We start from the raw sequence: 15,213 nt of genomic DNA on the forward strand, positions 1-15,213 counted from the left end.
GTCGTTGGCTGTCGGCGCCGGGCCGCGTGCTACCCCCACATGGTCAGGCGAATGCGCTGACGCCTCATCCGCCCGACGCGGGATCGACTGTCCTTTCTGCGCGCCGTTGCGTCGTACGAAGTGACGGCGCGAAGCAGCGTTACCGAGGATTTGTCGATCCCGACGCAACCCCATGCGTGAGCGTCATTTAGCGATAAACATGCCATTGGGCGCGAACGCCCGTCGCGCGTGGCATTCGCGTGACGGCTCGGTTGCGCGCGCATCGAAACACACGAAAAACGTTTCGGACCTGAAACGCAGGCCTCGAATGACGGGGATTTTCGTTTCAACGCGCGATGGCGCGACGCTGGGACAGGGGATCAGTTGCGGCGCTGGAGCACGCGCAATTCGTCGACGGGGATATGGCAGCGGATGCGATGCGCGTCGCCGGCATCGGCGTAGGGCGGGTCTTGCTGTTCGCAGATCGCGCCCAGCTTGCGCGGACAGCGCGTATGAAACACGCAGCCGGACGGCGGCGCGGCAGGGCTCGGCAGTTCGCCGGCGAGGCGGATGCGCTGCGGCTTCGCGTCGGGAAAGGCTTCGCCGTCCTGTTGATCGAGCGCGGGCACCGACGACAGCAGGGCTTCCGTATAAGGATGATGCGGACCGTCGAACACGGCCGACGCGGGCCCGATTTCCAGCAGGCGCCCGACATACAGCACGGCGATGCGATCGGACAGATAGCGCACGACATTCAGATCGTGCGAGATGAACACATAGCTCACGCTGCGATCGCGCTGCAGATCGGCGAGCAGATTGAGGATCGCGGCCTGCACGGACACGTCGAGCGCGGAAGTCGGCTCGTCGCATACGACAATGCGCGGATCGCCTGCGAACGCACGCGCAATCGCGACGCGCTGCTTCAACCCGCCCGACAGTTGCCGCGTGCGCGATGTCAGATAACGGTCGGGCAGCCTGACCGCCTGTGCGAGCGACGCAAGCCTTTCTTCGCGCGCCTCGCCGTGCAGCGCGGACAGGCGCGACAACGCGCGCCCGATCAGTCGTCTGACCGAGTGCGCGCGATTGAGCGCCGAGTCGGGATTCTGGAACACGATCTGCAGCGACTTCACCTGTTCGTCGTTGCGGTTCGTGACGCGCGCCGGCAAAGGCGTGCCGTCGAGTTCGATGACGCTGCCGGCATCGGGCGAGACGAGGCCGAGCAGCAGCTTCGCAAGCGTCGTCTTGCCGCTGCCGGATTCGCCGACGAGGCCGAGCGTCTCGCCCTTTGCGAGTTCGAGCGATACATCGTCGACGGCGCGCAGCGCTGCGCCCGCGACGTGGAATGTCTTCGATACGCTTTCCGCGCGCAGCACGGGCGAAGCGTCGTGTGCTGCATGCGTGTTGCCCGAAGTCTGCGCGGGTGCATCGGCGGGTGTCGCGCGCGGCAGTTCCATTGCGCGCTCGTGGTAATGGCAGCGCGACATCTGATCGCCATGCCGCGCGCTCAGTCGATACGGCGGCGGCGCTTCGCGGCGGCAGCGGTCGTCGGCGAGACGGCAGCGCTCCGCATAAATGCAGCCCTGCGTGACGGAACCCGGTTGCGGCAGGCTGCCTGCAATCGTGTCGAGCCGGTCAGTGTCCTTGCTGCGGCCGACAGTCGGCAGACAACGCAACAGGCCGACCGTGTACGGATGGCGCGGGCGCGCAAACACATCCTGCGTCGCGCCTTCTTCGACGAGCTTACCCGCGTAGAGCACGCCGACGCGTTCGCACATCCTGCCGATCACCGCGAGGTTGTGGCTGATGAACAGCACGGCGGTATGGAATTCTTCGCGCAATTGCGCGACGAGATCGAGCACTTCGGCTTCGACCGTCGCGTCGAGACCTGTTGTCGGTTCGTCGAGAATCAGCAGCGCGGGCTTCGACGCGAGCGCCATTGCAATCACGACGCGCTGCTGCATGCCGCCCGACAACTGATGCGGATAGCTGTCCATCACGCGTTCGGGCTCGGCGATGCGCACCTTGCGCAGCATGTCGGCCGTTTGCTTCAGTCCATCTTCACGCGTCGCACCGGATGCCTCGAACGCTTCGCCCACCTGGCGTGCGATCGTCAGCGACGGGTTGAGCGCGCGCGACGGGTCCTGATAGACCATCGATATTCTGTTCGCGCGCAGTTCGCGCAACGCGGCGGCGTCGAGAGAATGCACTTCCTTGCCCGCAATCGATATGCGGCCTGCCTTCACGCGTCCGTTGCGCGCAAGATAGCGCAGCGTCGCCATCGCGACCGTCGATTTGCCGCAGCCCGATTCGCCGACGAGCCCATACGATTCGCCGCGCCGGATACGAAACGAGACGTCCTGCAGCACGTCGCGCTCGCGTCCGCGCGTGCGGTACGCGACTGTCAGGCCGACGATCGTGAGCGCGTCGGACTGCTCGCTCTTCGACACATCGAAGGCGGGAAACGAAGCGGGCGGCGGGGGAGGAGAGGGACCGTTCATGCGTCGACGGCGCCTTCCACGGCATCCGCGATCAGGTTCACGCCAACCACCAGCGACGCGATCGCGGCCGCATCGAACACGACGGTCCACCATGCGCCGCCTGCCATCAGCGTGTACGACTCGGAGAGCGCGAGGCCCCAGTCGGCGGAAGGCGGCTGGATGCCGAAGCCGAGGAACGACAGCGTGGCGACCGCGAAGATCGCGTAGCCGAGACGCACGGTCGCTTCGACGATGATGGGCGGCAACACGTTCGGCAGGATCTCCGCGAACATGATGTAGAACGCGTTCTCGCCGCGCAGCTGGGCGGCGGCGACATAGTCGAGATGGCGTTCGGCGAACACGGCGGCTCGCACCGTGCGGGCCGTGATGGGCGTGAACGTGATGCCGATCACGAGAATCACCGTCAGGTTCGACGCGCCGACTGCGGCCAGGGCAAGCAGCGCGACGATCACCAGCGGCAGCGCGAGCACGGCGTCGATTGCGCGCCCGACCACGTTGTCGACCCAGCCGTCGAAGTAGCCGACCGTCAGGCCGAGTGCCGTACCCGCAAGCGTGCCGAGCAGCGTCGCGAGCGGCGCGATGGTCAGGATGTCACGCGCGCCGACGATCACACGCGACAGCACGTCGCGGCCGAGTTGATCGGTGCCGAACCAGTGGCCTGCAGCGGGCGGTGTGAGCGAATTCAAAGGATCGGATGCATAGGGATCGAGTGGCGCGACCCACGTTCCCGCAATCGCGCAGACGATCCACCACAGCAAGATCACCGCGCCGACGATGAACGTCGGCGAGCGCAGCAGCATGCGCAGCGCGTCGTAGCGTGTGTCTCTCGCGCGCGGCGCGGCAGGCACGGGGGTGTTCGACGAGGGCGGAGGCGAAGCCATCGTGCTCATTCGGCACTCCTCACGCGCAGGCGCGGATTGAGCAGCACGTACAGTGCGTCGGCGACGAGATTGGCGACCGTGTAGACCACGCCGATGGTCAGCACGCCGCCTTCGAGCATCGGGAAGTCTTTGGCCTTCGCTGCGTTGTAGATCAGCGAGCCGATGCCCTGATAGTGGAACAGCGTCTCCACGACGACCAGTCCGCCGATCATGTAGCCGAGCTGCGTCGCCGCGACGGTGATGGTCGGCAGCAATGCATTGCGCAGCACGTGCCGGCCGATCACGATATGCGGCGGCAACCCCTTCAGGATCGCGGTGCGCGTGTAGTCGGCATCGAGCGCCTCGACGGTGCCCGCGCGCGCCATCCGCGCGATATAGCCGAAGAACACGAACACGAGCGGCAGCACGGGCAGCACGAGATGCTTCAGTTGCGTGAAGATGCCTGCGTCGGGCGGATACGTGGCGTCGATGGGCAGCCATTGCAGCCACACGCCGAACACGAGTATCAGCACGATCGACGACACGAACTCAGGCACGACGGTCGCCGACAGACCTGCGATGCTGATCGTGCGGTCGAGCCAGCGCCCCGCGTGCATCGCGGCCCATACGCCGCCCGCGATGCCGAGCGGTACCACTACGATGAATGCGAGAAAGCCGAGCTTCGCCGAGTTCGCCAGCGCACTGCCGACGAACGACGCGACAGGCTCGCGATACGTATACGACAAGCCCATGTCGCCTTGCACGAACTGCGTGATCCACTGCGTGTATTGCGTGAGAAGAGGACGGTCCGCGCCGAGCTGATGATTGAGCGCGGCGACGGCGCGCGCATCGGCGAGCGGGCCGAGTATCGCGCGGCCGATATCGCCAGGCAGCATCTGGCCGCCCGCGAACACGATCACCGACAGCAGCCACAGCGTGATCAGTGACAGCCCGACCCGCGTCCCGACGAAGCGCACGACGCGCATCGCACTGCCGCGCGGGCCACGAGCGACGGAAGCGGAAACCGTGGTCGACATCGAGATTCCTTGCTCGCAGCGTTGCGCGCAATCAGGCCGCGAGCGTCGCGCGATCGAAATACAACTGCGCGATTGCCGTGAAGCGCACGCCGTTCAGCTGTTTGCGCGCGGCGATCAGCTGGTCGTAGAAGAACGGGAAGATCACGGGCGTCTCGTCGAGCAGCAGCGTCTGGATCTGCGCGGACACTTTCTTCTGTGCGGCGATATCGAGCGCGGCGACGTAGTCAGCGACCAGCTTGTCGTACTGCGGGTTCTTGAAGTGCGCGGCGTTCCACGTGCCCGTGCTCGTCAACGGCGCGTTGAGGAACACGTTCGGCACGCCGCGGCTGCCGTAATCGGTGATGCCGAGCGGCGAATCCAGCCAGTCCGATTTGCCCGGCGTGCCCGAGCCGTAGTACTGCGATTGACTCTCGACCTTCAGATTGATGCGGATGCCGACGGCCTTCGCGTAGTTCTGCACGACGACGGCGAGATCGGGAATCTCCATGAATTTTTCGGTCGTGAGCGTCACGTCGAAACCGTTCGGCACGCCCGCCTGCGCGAGCAGTTGCTTTGCCTTCGCGACATCGATCTTGCGCTGCGGCACACCCGCATCCGACGACGGAAACACGGGCGCGAACGGGCTGTCGTTGCCGACCTGCGCGCGGCCCTTGAAGAGCCCCTTGACGATCACTTCGCGATCGAGCGACAGCGCGAGCGCCTGGCGCACGCGCTTGTCCTTGAACTGCGGGCTGTCGACGCGCATGTGAATTTCCCGATGCGCGCTCGACTTCACGCCAACCACCTTGAACTCGGGGTTGTTGATCAAACCCTGGCCGCCCTGTACGGTGAACGTGGGCATTACGTCGGCCTGATGACCTTGCAGCGCGAGAATCTGCGCCTGCTGGTCCGCGTAGAAGGTGAACTGCACGCGCTGCGGCAGCGCTTTTTCGCCCCAATAGTCGGGATTGCGCACGAACGACACGCCCACCTTCGCCTGATACTTTTCGAGCTTGAACGGCCCTGTGCCGATGAAGGTCTTCTCGTAGTTGCCCGCGTAGTTCGCGGGCAGGATCACCGCGTTGTAGTTGTCGGACGAAACGTAGTACGGGAAGTTGCCGTTGGGCGCGTCGAGATGGAACGCGACCGTGTGATCGTCGATGACCTTGGTGCCGCCCTTCGACAGCACGCCTTTAAGCGTCGACAGCGCAGCCGAGCCGGCGGCGGGATCGGCGAGACGGTCGAAAGTCGCGGCGACGTCCTTCGCGGTGAAGGGCTGGCCGTCGTGGAATTTCACGTTCTCGCGCAGTTTGAAGGTCCACACGTCGCCCTTGTCGTTCGGCTTCCACGACAGTGCGAGCACGGGCTTGAGCGTCTGTTTTTCGCCGTCGTCGTCGATCAGGAATTCGCCCGTCTGATTCAGCAGGCAGAGGCTGGCGGAGTCGGTGACCGTCATTGGATCGACGGCGCCCGTGGGCGTCAGGTGAGCGACGCGGATCGTCGCGTTCGCACCCGCTGCGGCTTGCGCGCGGGCGCTGCGCGGTGCGAGCAGGCCGCCGCCCGCAAGCGACATGCCGATCACGCTCGCATAACGCAGCAGTTCGCGCCGCGTGAGGCGGCCGGCGAGAAATTCGTCGATGGCGTGATTGCCGTGGGCGTCGGCGCTGCGGCGGGCCGCCTCCAGATCAAGTGCTTCTGCCGGGCGAGGCGCAAAACGCGGGTCCGCGGATTTCTTCATCGATGGTGGGTCCGATCCGTTCTGTTGGGACGCCACGCGTGCTGTCGCGAGGCGCTGCGGTGGTAGTGCGGCGATGATGCGGGTTCAGTGTAAGCGATTGCCTCTGGATTGGGAGCATTCGCTGCCGCGCGCGGTTCCCTTCATACGATTCCCGGCGGCGGTTGTATCGTGCGCACAACGGCGCGCCGCCTGACCACAAGGGGCGGCGCGCTGCGGCGAACGTTCCGGCGCTCGGGCGGCGAGGCGGCTCAATGCGACATTAGCGCCCGATCGGCGCAGGTTTGCGCCAGCGATGAAACAGGATCGAGCCGATCCAGCACAGCATGAAGAGGCTGACGATCCCGTAGCCCAGCAAGCCGAAGCGTTCGTTGACGGCCGCCACCGCGTCCCAGACGCCGCCGTTGAGTCCGAGCTTGTCCGAGAGCAAGCCGAGTGCCTCGATGCCGCCGATCGCGATCGCGACCACGGCCGACACGAACGTGATGCTCGCGTTGTAGTAGAGCTTGCGTTTCGGGTCATCCATGGCCCAGTTGTACGCGTGGACCATCAGCACGTTGTCGGTCGAATCGACGAGCGTCATGCCCGCCGTGAAGAGCGCGGGAAACACGAGGATCGAGTAGAGCGGCAGGCCCTTGCCCGCTTCGGCAGCGGCGATGGCGAGCAGGCCGATTTCCGTCGCGGTGTCGAAGCCGAGGCCGAACAGCACGCCGACCGGGTACATGTGCCAGCTCTTCGTGACGAGGCGGAAGAGAGGCTTCAGCGCGCGCGACAGCAGACCGGCGGGCGCAGCGCGCGAGGCATCTTCGTGGGTCAGTTCTCCGCCTTGCTGCACGTGCCGGTAGCGGCGCCACACATCGCGCAGGATCACGAGGTTGACGCCTGCCAGCACCAGCAGAAAGACCGACGACACCATCGTGCCGATCGTCCCGCCCACGGCATGAAGCGCCTCGAAGCGCCCGTGCAGCGACAGCGCCGTCAACGCGATGCCGACGGTGGCGGCGATCACGATGGTCGAATGTCCGAGCGAGAATGCCAGCCCGACGCCGAGCGGCCGCTTGCCTTCCTGCATCAGCTTGCGCGTGACGGCGTCGATCGCGGCGATGTGGTCGGCGTCGACGGCATGCCGCAGGCCGAAGCCATAGGCGAGCAACGCGGTGCCGAGCAGCAGCGGATAGTGGCGAAACGCGATTAGCGCCCATGCCCACGCGGCGAGATTGGCGACGATCAGTCCGGCATAGAGTGTGATCAGACGGGGACGCAGCGAAGGAGTCGGCGGCATACGGGCGTTGGACCTGGGTTTGCGATTTCTCAATGGTCGTGCGGGTGCTTGTGGATCGGGTCGACCCAATAGACCGTTTCGGGCTGCTCGACGGCGTCGATGTTGAGGTTCACGACGACGGCTTCGTTGTCGCTGCGCACGAGCACGCATTCGAGGGGATCGTCGGTGCTGGCGTTGATTTCCTGATGCGGGACGTATGGCGGCACGAAGATGAAGTCGCCGGGGCCGGCTTCGGCGGTGAATTCCAGATGCTCGCCCCAGCGCATGCGCGCGTGTCCGCGCACGACGTAGATCACGCTTTCTAGCGCGCCGTGGTGGTGCGCGCCTGTCTTTGCGTTCGGGTGGATTGTGACGGTGCCCGCCCATAGCTTCTGCGCGCCCGCGCGCGCGGCGTTGATTGCGGCGGCGCGGTTCATGCCCGGAGTTTGCGGCGTGTTGGTGTCGAGCTGGTCGCCCTTGATGACTTTGACGCCGTGTTCGCGCCAGTCAATCGGGGATTGGGGTGCGGGCTCGTGGTCGTGGCTCATGGGTTGTCTCCTTGCCGGGCGTGGTTGTTGGGTATTCTGGCATGGACAAAAGTTTGAGTGGGGGGATGGGTTTTTTGGGGTGTCTGGCGACGGTGGATGTGGTTTTGGTTTTTTTGGTTTTTTCGCTGGCATCCGCGTGATGTCTTTGATCTTCACGCGTCGCCCCTGTGCGGGGCGGCACCTACTTTTCTTTGCCGCCGCAAAGAAAAGTAGGCAAAAGAAAGCGGCTCACACCGCCAGCCCGTGTGTTTGCCTGAGGGCCCCCAACCGTTCTTATGCTTCAGACGGCAACGTCTCTGTTAGCGCTCGTTGCCAACGCTTCGCACCGATGCCTCACCCGCTTCGAATGCCCGTACTCGGGCCAGCGGCAGCGAATGGCTTGTGCCGCCAAGGTGGCAAACTGTGTGCAGGTTGTCGCGCCACAAAGGGTAGCGCTCTTACAGGGTGGGGCGCGTGCGCTATCGGTCCGAAGTGAGGCGTGCGGAGCACTTGGGCCAACACACCGTTTGCCACCTGGGCGGCAGAGGAATGTCTGGCGCGCCGTGCTGTAACGCGGGAGCTTGAAGCGGGTGATGAGCACTGCAAGAGCGCTGGCAACGAGCATGGGTCATGTGGTTGCCGCGTGAAGCGTAAGAACCTGTGGGGGCCCTCAGGCAATATCAGGACTGGCGGTGTTAGCCGCTTTCTTTTGCCTACTTTTCTTTGCGGCGGCAAAGAAAAGTAGGTGCCGCCCCGCACAGGGGCAACGCTTGCGAACCAGAAGCAAACCGCGGATGCCAGCGAAAAAAAACAAAACCACACCCAGCGTCGCAGACAGCAAAAAAAGAAAAAGGCCCATCCCAACAGGAACAGGCCTTCGCGCGAAGCGAACTAAACCAAACGGTTACTTCGACTTCGAATTGATAATCGCCTCCGACACATTATTCGGTGTCTCAGCGTAATGCTTGAACTCCATCGTATAGGTAGCACGCCCTTGCGTAAGCGACCGCAACGACGTCGAATACCCAAACATCTCCGACAACGGCACTTCGGCACGCACGAGCTTGCCGCCACCGCCGGCAATATCCTCCATACCCTGCACGATGCCGCGCCGGCCGGACAGATCGCCCATCACGTTGCCCATGAAGTCCTCAGGCGTCTCCACTTCAACAGCCATCATCGGCTCGAGAAGCACCGGCTTCGCCTTCCGCATCGCGTCCTTGAACGCCATCGAGCCAGCCATGCGGAACGCGTTTTCATTCGAGTCGACGTCGTGGTACGAACCAAACGTCAACGTCACTTTCACGTCCACGACGGGATACCCCGCCAGCACACCAGCCTTGAGCGTTTCCTGAATGCCCTTGTCGACAGCCGGAATGAATTCACGTGGAATCACGCCGCCCTTGATCGCATCGACGAACTCGTAGCCCTTGCCCGGATCGGGCTCGAGCGTGATGACGGCATGCCCGTACTGCCCGCGTCCGCCCGACTGCTTCACGAACTTGCCTTCGACGCCTTCAACCTTGGTGCGCACCGTTTCGCGATACGCGACCTGCGGCTTGCCGACCGTCGCCTCGACGCCGAACTCGCGCTTCATCCGGTCGACGAGAATTTCCAGGTGCAGTTCGCCCATGCCCGAAATAATCGTCTGTCCAGACTCTTCGTCCGTTTGCACGCGGAACGACGGGTCTTCCTGCGCGAGACGGTTCAGCGCAATGCCCATCTTTTCCTGGTCGACCTTCGTCTTCGGCTCGACGGCCTGCGAGATCACCGGCTCAGGGAAGATCATCCGTTCGAGAATGATGATGTTGTTCGGGTCGCACAGCGTATCGCCCGTGGTCGCTTCCTTCAGACCGACAGCCGCCGCGATGTCGCCCGCGCGCACTTCCTTGATTTCCTTGCGCTCGTTCGCGTGCATCTGAAGAATGCGGCCGAGGCGCTCTTTCTTTTCCTTCACCGGGTTGTAGACGGTGTCGCCCGAATTCACGACGCCCGAATACACGCGGAAGAAGATCAGCTGACCGACGAACGGGTCCGTCATGATCTTGAACGCGAGCGCGGAGAACGGCTCGTCGTCGCTCGGATGACGCTCCGCTTCCTGGTCGTCTTCAGTGTGGCCGAGGATCGCGGGCACGTCGACAGGCGAGGGCAGATAGTCGATCACGGCGTCGAGCATAGCCTGCACGCCCTTGTTCTTGAACGCGCTGCCGCACAGCATCGGCACGATCTCGTTGGCGATCGTGCGCTTGCGCAAGCCCGCCTTGATCTCGTCTTCCGTCAGGCTCTCGTGATCGGTCAGATACTTTTCGAGCAGTTCTTCGCTCGATTCCGCCGCTGCCTCGACCATCTTTTCGCGCCACTCGTGCGCGAGGTCCTTGAGGTTGTCGGGAATCTCTTCGTACGTGAACTTGATGCCCTGGCTTTCGTCGTCCCAGAGAATCGCCTTCATCTTGACCAGATCGACGACGCCCTGGAAATGCTCTTCCGCGCCGATGGGAATCTGGATCGGCACCGCAACGCCCTTCAGGCGGTCGGCGATCTGCCGCTGCACGCGGAAGAAGTCGGCGCCGACGCGGTCCATCTTGTTGACGAACGCGATGCGCGGCACCTTGTACTTGTTCGCCTGACGCCACACGGTTTCGGACTGCGGCTGCACGCCGCCGACCGAGTCATAGACCATGCACGCGCCGTCGAGCACGCGCATCGAGCGTTCGACTTCGATCGTGAAGTCGACGTGGCCCGGCGTGTCGATGATATTGATCCGATGCTCCGGATAATTGCCCGCCATGCCTTTCCAGAAGGCTGTCGTGGCCGCCGAGGTGATCGTGATGCCGCGCTCCTGCTCCTGTTCCATCCAGTCCATCGTCGCCGCGCCGTCGTGAACCTCGCCGATCTTGTGAGTCACGCCGGTGTAGAAAAGAATGCGTTCGGTGGTGGTGGTCTTGCCGGCATCGATGTGAGCACTGATACCGATGTTCCGGTATCGCTCGATAGGAGTCTTGCGGGGCACGTGAACCTCCATGTGTTGGCGCGCCGGTGGCTGGCGCCGGGCCTTCTGCTGACATCTGCTGCGCGGCCCGGACGATCTCGGTGCTGCTGGTGAGACTATAAGAATAGCGTGTCGCCCTGGCTTTTGCAGGAATCCTGCCAGAAGCCGCCAGAGCTGGCGCCCGCCCTACATTGCGGCGCGGCAGATAAAAAACAAGCCGGCGCGCCTCGTGGCTGCGCCGGCTTTCGTCCGGTTCGTGTGGAGGATTGGGCGGATTCGCTTATTGCGGCGCCGGCAACCCCTGCATCTTCATACCGGGTTTGATGCCCTTCGACGTGAACCAGCCCTTGCTCATCTCCAGCGCGTAGACGCCGTTGTTCTTCGGGCAATGGTTGTTGGTGGTTTCAGCCTGCATTTCGTCGATGTCCGTGATCGTGCCGTCCGCACGCATGAATGCGATCGACAGCGGGATCAGTGTGTTCTTCATCCAGAAGCAATGCACGGCGTTCTCGCCGAACACGAAGAGCATGCCTTCGTTCGGCGCAAGTTGCGTGCGGTACATCAAACCTTGCTCGCGATCCGCATCGTTCGCGGCAACGGCGGCGTCGATGACGAACATGCCTGCCGTGAGCTTGACGCGCGGAAAGTCGCCAGGTTGTTTCGCGCCCTGGGGCATCTGCTGCGCATGCGCGTCTTGCGCGGACATCGCCGTCAACGACACGGCCGACAATGCGGCAACAGGCAATGCAACTGCAATCGCGAAGCGCGCGATCAACGAGCGCAATGAAAATCGCACGACATGGCTCCTTGCTGAATATGATCCGCGCATGTTACGCGAGCGCGTCAAAAACAAAAAGGCAGAGAGCCTTGCGGCTATCTGCCTTTCAACGCCGTAAGAACGGCAAACCTGCTTGATTCTTGACTGCGTTATTGCAACAAACTTATTCCGAAGCTGCCGAAGCTGCTGCCGGAGCTGCTGCCTTCTTGTGCGACTTCTTGTGCGAAACCTTCTTCGTTGCCTTGTGCGACGAAGCTGCTGCTGCGGGAGCTGCCGAAGCTGCTTCCGGTGCCGAAGCTTGTGCGAATGCTGCCGTTGCGAAGAGGCCAGCGACCAGAGCGGCGATCAGTTTGTTCATTTTGCAAATCCTCAGCTTTAGTTAATTAACCCAATGACCCGATCAGGTTGAGTCATGTCGTTAAACGTGCCGTCCACCTTTCGGTTGACATCCGCATCGAAGAAATTTTTCTTTGCGGCTGCGAGCGTTCAGACACCTTCATGCAGCTCGTTGGAGCGGCGTGCACAAAGGCTCTTGAGGCTGAATGCCGGACAGCTTTATCGGCATCTGCGTCGACTAACGCATGAACGCGCGACGCGGTTGACGAAAATTTTCAGGAAATTTTGTGCGTGTGATAACGCGTCGCAGATTGGTACTTTTCAGCGCTTTTCGCACGCATTTTTCAAATGACGCAATCGAATAGAAAACGCATGTCGATACAACGGCTTAGCGGAATATCGACAGGTTTTTCGCGGGCGCATTCGCAACTATGCGAAGCCGTCCCAGGGCGCGCGCGAAGGCAGCTCGATGTTCTCGCCCGGCTGCAATCCCAGCGAAAAAATATCGAGCGCGCCGACGCCGACCCGCACGAGACGCAAGGTTGGAAAACCAACGGCTGCTGTCATGCGGCGCACCTGGCGGTTCTTGCCTTCGGTGATCGACAGTTCGATCCAGGTGGTCGGAATCGCCGCGCGATATCGAATGGGCGGCGTGCGAGCCCATAGTGCTTCGCCGGGTTCGACGAATTCCGCGCGGCAAGGGCGCGTGACATAGTCGCCGAGATCGACGCCGCGCGCGAGCGCCTTGAGATCGTCGTCTGTCGGCGCGCCTTCCACTTGCGCCCAATAACGCTTGACCAGCTTGTGCCGAGGTTCGGCGATGCGCGCCTGCAGTGCGCCGTCGTCGGTGAGGAGCAGCAGACCTTCGCTATCGGAGTCGAGCCGGCCCGCGGGATAGATGCCGGGCATCTTTACCCAGTCGGCCAGCGACGCGCGTGTTTCGTGCGGCGAAAACTGGCAGATCGTACCGAAGGGTTTGTTGAGAGCGAGCAGAGTCATGCGTGAACGAGGCGAAGTGCGGATGCGTCAGCCGTGTAATCGCAGCAATCGCGTCGAAGCGCGCTGCGAGTCTCGATGGCTGCGTCGGGTGGCGGATGGCGAGATCTTAATGCATAATTCACGGGAGCAAGTCTTATGTCTTATATAAGACATAAGACAGCGCGTTCTGCTACATGCAGTTCCGCCGGTACGCCGGCCTACGTGCACGCCCGGAGGGCGGCCTCGGGCCGACGTGGGCTAGAATAGCCGCCTGGCCGCTTGCTGCATCGGTATCTGGCATCAGCACTCGAATCGGCGCGGCACCGCGTCGCGCGCAAGAGGGGCGCCCCGGTTTCGCATTTCCAACCTGTTCTCACAGACCAGCTATCACTGGAGTCCGATCATGGCGTATCAGCACATCACGGTTCCGGCTGACGGTGACAAGATCACTGTCAATCCGGATTTCTCGCTCAACGTTTCCGATCAGCCGATCATTCCGTACATCGAAGGCGACGGCACGGGCGTCGACATTACGCCCGTGATGATCAAGGTCGTCGATGCAGCCGTTGCAAAGGCGTACGGCGGCAAGAAGAAGATCCACTGGATGGAAATCTTCGCGGGCGAGAAGGCGACCAAAGTGTATGGTCCCGACGTGTGGCTGCCGGAAGAAACGCTGCAGGTGGTGAAGGACTACATCGTGTCGATCAAGGGGCCGCTCACGACGCCCGTCGGCGGCGGCATCCGCTCGCTGAACGTCGCGCTGCGCCAGGAGTTGGACCTCTATGTGTGCCTGCGCCCCGTGCAGTACTTCAAAGGTGTGCCGTCACCGCTGCGCGAGCCGGAGAAGGTCAACATGGTGATCTTCCGCGAGAACTCGGAAGACATCTACGCGGGCATCGAATGGCCGGCTGGTTCGCCCGAGGCGAAGAAGGTCATCCAGTTCCTGCGCGAAGAAATGGGCGTGAAGAAGATCCGCTTTCCGGATTCGTCGGGTATCGGCGTGAAGCCGGTGTCGCGCGAAGGCACCGAGCGTCTGGTGCGCAAGGCGATCCAGTACGCGCTCGATCACGATCGCCGCACGGTCACGCTGGTGCACAAGGGCAACATCATGAAGTACACGGAAGGCGCATTCCGTGACTACGGCTATGCGTTGGCGCAAAAAGAGTTCGGCGCGGAGCTGATCGATGGCGGCCCGTGGATGAAGGTGAAGAATCCGAAGACGGGCAACGATGTCGTCGTGAAGGATGTGATCGCGGATGCGTTCCTGCAGCAGATCCTGCTGCGTCCCGCTGAATACGACGTGATCGCGACGCTGAACCTGAACGGCGATTACATCTCCGACGCACTGGCCGCGCAGGTTGGCGGCATCGGCATTGCGCCGGGCGCGAACATGTCGGACTCGGTCGCGATGTTCGAAGCGACGCACGGCACGGCGCCGAAGTACGCGGGCAAGGACTATGTGAATCCGGGTTCGGAGATTCTGTCGGCGGAGATGATGTTGCGGCATCTGGGCTGGACGGAAGCGGCGGATGCGATTCTGTCGTCGATGGAAAAGTCGATTCTGTCGAAGCGCGTCACGTATGACTTCGCGCGCCTGATGGAAGGCGCGACGCAGGTGTCGTGCTCGGGCTTCGGTCAGGTGATGATCGACAATATGTGAGCGCGGCGTAGCGCCTCCATCTTCAACGAAACCCCGGCAAGCGAAAGCAAACCGGGGTTTTGTTTTGAGCCTGCGTCATCTGCGCGGCAACGTGGCTGCGTTATCATCGGCTCACTTCCTTTGCATCTGGCGCACGTTCGCATCGACAGACAGGCATGAAATCGTTGTGGCGCATTCTTATCGTGTTGGCGCTCGCCTTGCTCGGCATGCAGGGCGCGTCGGCGTGCGAGCATCATCGTGATGCCTCGCTGCAAGCGATGAGCGTGCATACGAATGCGATTCATCGCGACACGTCGACGAACACGAGTGATTCGACCTCGTCCTGCCATCGCATGCATTCGCTGTGCTGCATGACGGCGTGCGGCACGCATTGCGGCGCACTGCTGTCGAACATCGGCATGGCGATGCGCATGGCGTCGTCGGATTTGCCGGGCGCCGATAGCGACCCCGCGCGCGCCAGCGTCACGCGTGCACCGCCCGTGCGTCCGCCGATCGTGTGACGGTTTCATGTCAGCGCTTGTTCAGCGCAGCGCACAAGAAACCGATGCGTGACTGACTTCGTCACGCCCGCTCACGTCACACGATCCATGCGCCGC

General features: G+C 62.8%; 12 protein-coding genes. 2 read left to right on the top strand and 10 right to left on the bottom strand.

Annotation, left to right across the window (positions count from 1 at the left end):
* Positions 1-359 precede the first annotated feature (359 nt).
* From PPGU16_RS03070 to PPGU16_RS03115, 10 genes are all read right to left on the bottom strand, one after another.
* A complete protein-coding gene (locus PPGU16_RS03070) occupies positions 360-2,477 on the bottom strand; it encodes an ABC transporter ATP-binding protein (protein WP_180721657.1) in 2,118 nt (705 codons plus the stop codon).
* The gene (locus PPGU16_RS03075) at positions 2,474-3,367 is read right to left on the bottom strand and encodes an ABC transporter permease (RefSeq protein WP_180721658.1); all 894 of its coding nucleotides are present in this window, start codon (positions 3,365-3,367) and stop codon (positions 2,474-2,476) included. The genes PPGU16_RS03070 and PPGU16_RS03075 overlap by 4 nt, the downstream gene beginning before the upstream one ends.
* On the bottom strand, positions 3,364-4,374 hold the full coding sequence (locus PPGU16_RS03080; protein WP_180721659.1) for an ABC transporter permease: 1,011 nt from the start codon (positions 4,372-4,374) through the stop codon (positions 3,364-3,366). The genes PPGU16_RS03075 and PPGU16_RS03080 overlap by 4 nt, the downstream gene beginning before the upstream one ends.
* Before the next feature lie 31 nt (positions 4,375-4,405).
* Positions 4,406-6,091: an ABC transporter substrate-binding protein gene (locus PPGU16_RS03085; protein ID WP_180721660.1), complete on the bottom strand. Its 1,686-nt coding sequence runs from the start codon at positions 6,089-6,091 to the stop codon at positions 4,406-4,408.
* Between the two features lie 259 nt (positions 6,092-6,350).
* Positions 6,351-7,370, bottom strand: coding sequence for a HoxN/HupN/NixA family nickel/cobalt transporter (locus PPGU16_RS03090; RefSeq protein ID WP_180721661.1), 1,020 nt, complete (start codon positions 7,368-7,370; stop codon positions 6,351-6,353).
* A gap of 29 nt (positions 7,371-7,399) precedes the next feature.
* Positions 7,400-7,897, bottom strand: coding sequence for a cupin domain-containing protein (locus PPGU16_RS03095; protein WP_180721662.1), 498 nt, complete (start codon positions 7,895-7,897; stop codon positions 7,400-7,402).
* A gap of 883 nt (positions 7,898-8,780) precedes the next feature.
* Complete coding sequence (gene fusA / locus PPGU16_RS03100) at positions 8,781-10,886, bottom strand: elongation factor G (protein ID WP_180721663.1); 2,106 nt, start codon at positions 10,884-10,886, stop codon at positions 8,781-8,783.
* Positions 10,887-11,145: 259 nt separating this feature from the next.
* A complete protein-coding gene (locus tag PPGU16_RS03105; RefSeq protein ID WP_180721664.1) occupies positions 11,146-11,661 on the bottom strand; it encodes a DUF192 domain-containing protein in 516 nt (171 codons plus the stop codon).
* A gap of 145 nt (positions 11,662-11,806) precedes the next feature.
* Positions 11,807-12,001 carry a hypothetical protein gene (locus tag PPGU16_RS03110; protein WP_042310425.1) on the bottom strand — a complete coding sequence of 65 codons (195 nt, stop codon included), beginning with the start codon at positions 11,999-12,001 and terminating at the stop codon, positions 11,807-11,809.
* A gap of 407 nt (positions 12,002-12,408) precedes the next feature.
* Positions 12,409-12,978 carry a pseudouridine synthase gene (locus tag PPGU16_RS03115; protein ID WP_180721665.1) on the bottom strand — a complete coding sequence of 190 codons (570 nt, stop codon included), beginning with the start codon at positions 12,976-12,978 and terminating at the stop codon, positions 12,409-12,411.
* A 382-nt stretch (positions 12,979-13,360) separates the two neighbouring features.
* On the opposite strand from PPGU16_RS03115, the gene icd reads away from it, so the two are divergent.
* Positions 13,361-14,617: an NADP-dependent isocitrate dehydrogenase gene (gene icd / locus PPGU16_RS03120; RefSeq protein WP_180721666.1), complete on the top strand. Its 1,257-nt coding sequence runs from the start codon at positions 13,361-13,363 to the stop codon at positions 14,615-14,617.
* Between the two features lie 155 nt (positions 14,618-14,772).
* Positions 14,773-15,117, top strand: coding sequence for a hypothetical protein (locus PPGU16_RS03125; protein ID WP_180721667.1), 345 nt, complete (start codon positions 14,773-14,775; stop codon positions 15,115-15,117).
* Positions 15,118-15,213: the final 96 nt, after the last annotated feature.

The sequence above is a fragment of the Paraburkholderia largidicola genome (genome assembly GCF_013426895.1).
Taxonomy (GTDB): domain Bacteria; phylum Pseudomonadota; class Gammaproteobacteria; order Burkholderiales; family Burkholderiaceae; genus Paraburkholderia; species Paraburkholderia largidicola.

Bases quoted from the DNA above. Each gene is read 5' to 3' on its own strand.
- PPGU16_RS03070 (WP_180721657.1), bottom strand. From the start codon at position 2,477: ATGAACGGTCCCTCTCCTCCCCCGCCGCCCGCTTCGTTTCCCGCCTTC.
- PPGU16_RS03125 (WP_180721667.1), top strand. From the start codon at position 14,773: ATGAAATCGTTGTGGCGCATTCTTATCGTGTTGGCGCTCGCCTTGCTC.
- PPGU16_RS03080 (WP_180721659.1), bottom strand. From the start codon at position 4,374: ATGTCGACCACGGTTTCCGCTTCCGTCGCTCGTGGCCCGCGCGGCAGT.
- PPGU16_RS03115 (WP_180721665.1), bottom strand. From the start codon at position 12,978: ATGACTCTGCTCGCTCTCAACAAACCCTTCGGTACGATCTGCCAGTTT.
- PPGU16_RS03110 (WP_042310425.1), bottom strand. From the start codon at position 12,001: ATGAACAAACTGATCGCCGCTCTGGTCGCTGGCCTCTTCGCAACGGCA.
- PPGU16_RS03090 (WP_180721661.1), bottom strand. From the start codon at position 7,370: ATGCCGCCGACTCCTTCGCTGCGTCCCCGTCTGATCACACTCTATGCC.
- PPGU16_RS03075 (WP_180721658.1), bottom strand. From the start codon at position 3,367: ATGAGCACGATGGCTTCGCCTCCGCCCTCGTCGAACACCCCCGTGCCT.
- PPGU16_RS03085 (WP_180721660.1), bottom strand. From the start codon at position 6,091: ATGAAGAAATCCGCGGACCCGCGTTTTGCGCCTCGCCCGGCAGAAGCA.
- icd (WP_180721666.1), top strand. From the start codon at position 13,361: ATGGCGTATCAGCACATCACGGTTCCGGCTGACGGTGACAAGATCACT.
- PPGU16_RS03095 (WP_180721662.1), bottom strand. From the start codon at position 7,897: ATGAGCCACGACCACGAGCCCGCACCCCAATCCCCGATTGACTGGCGC.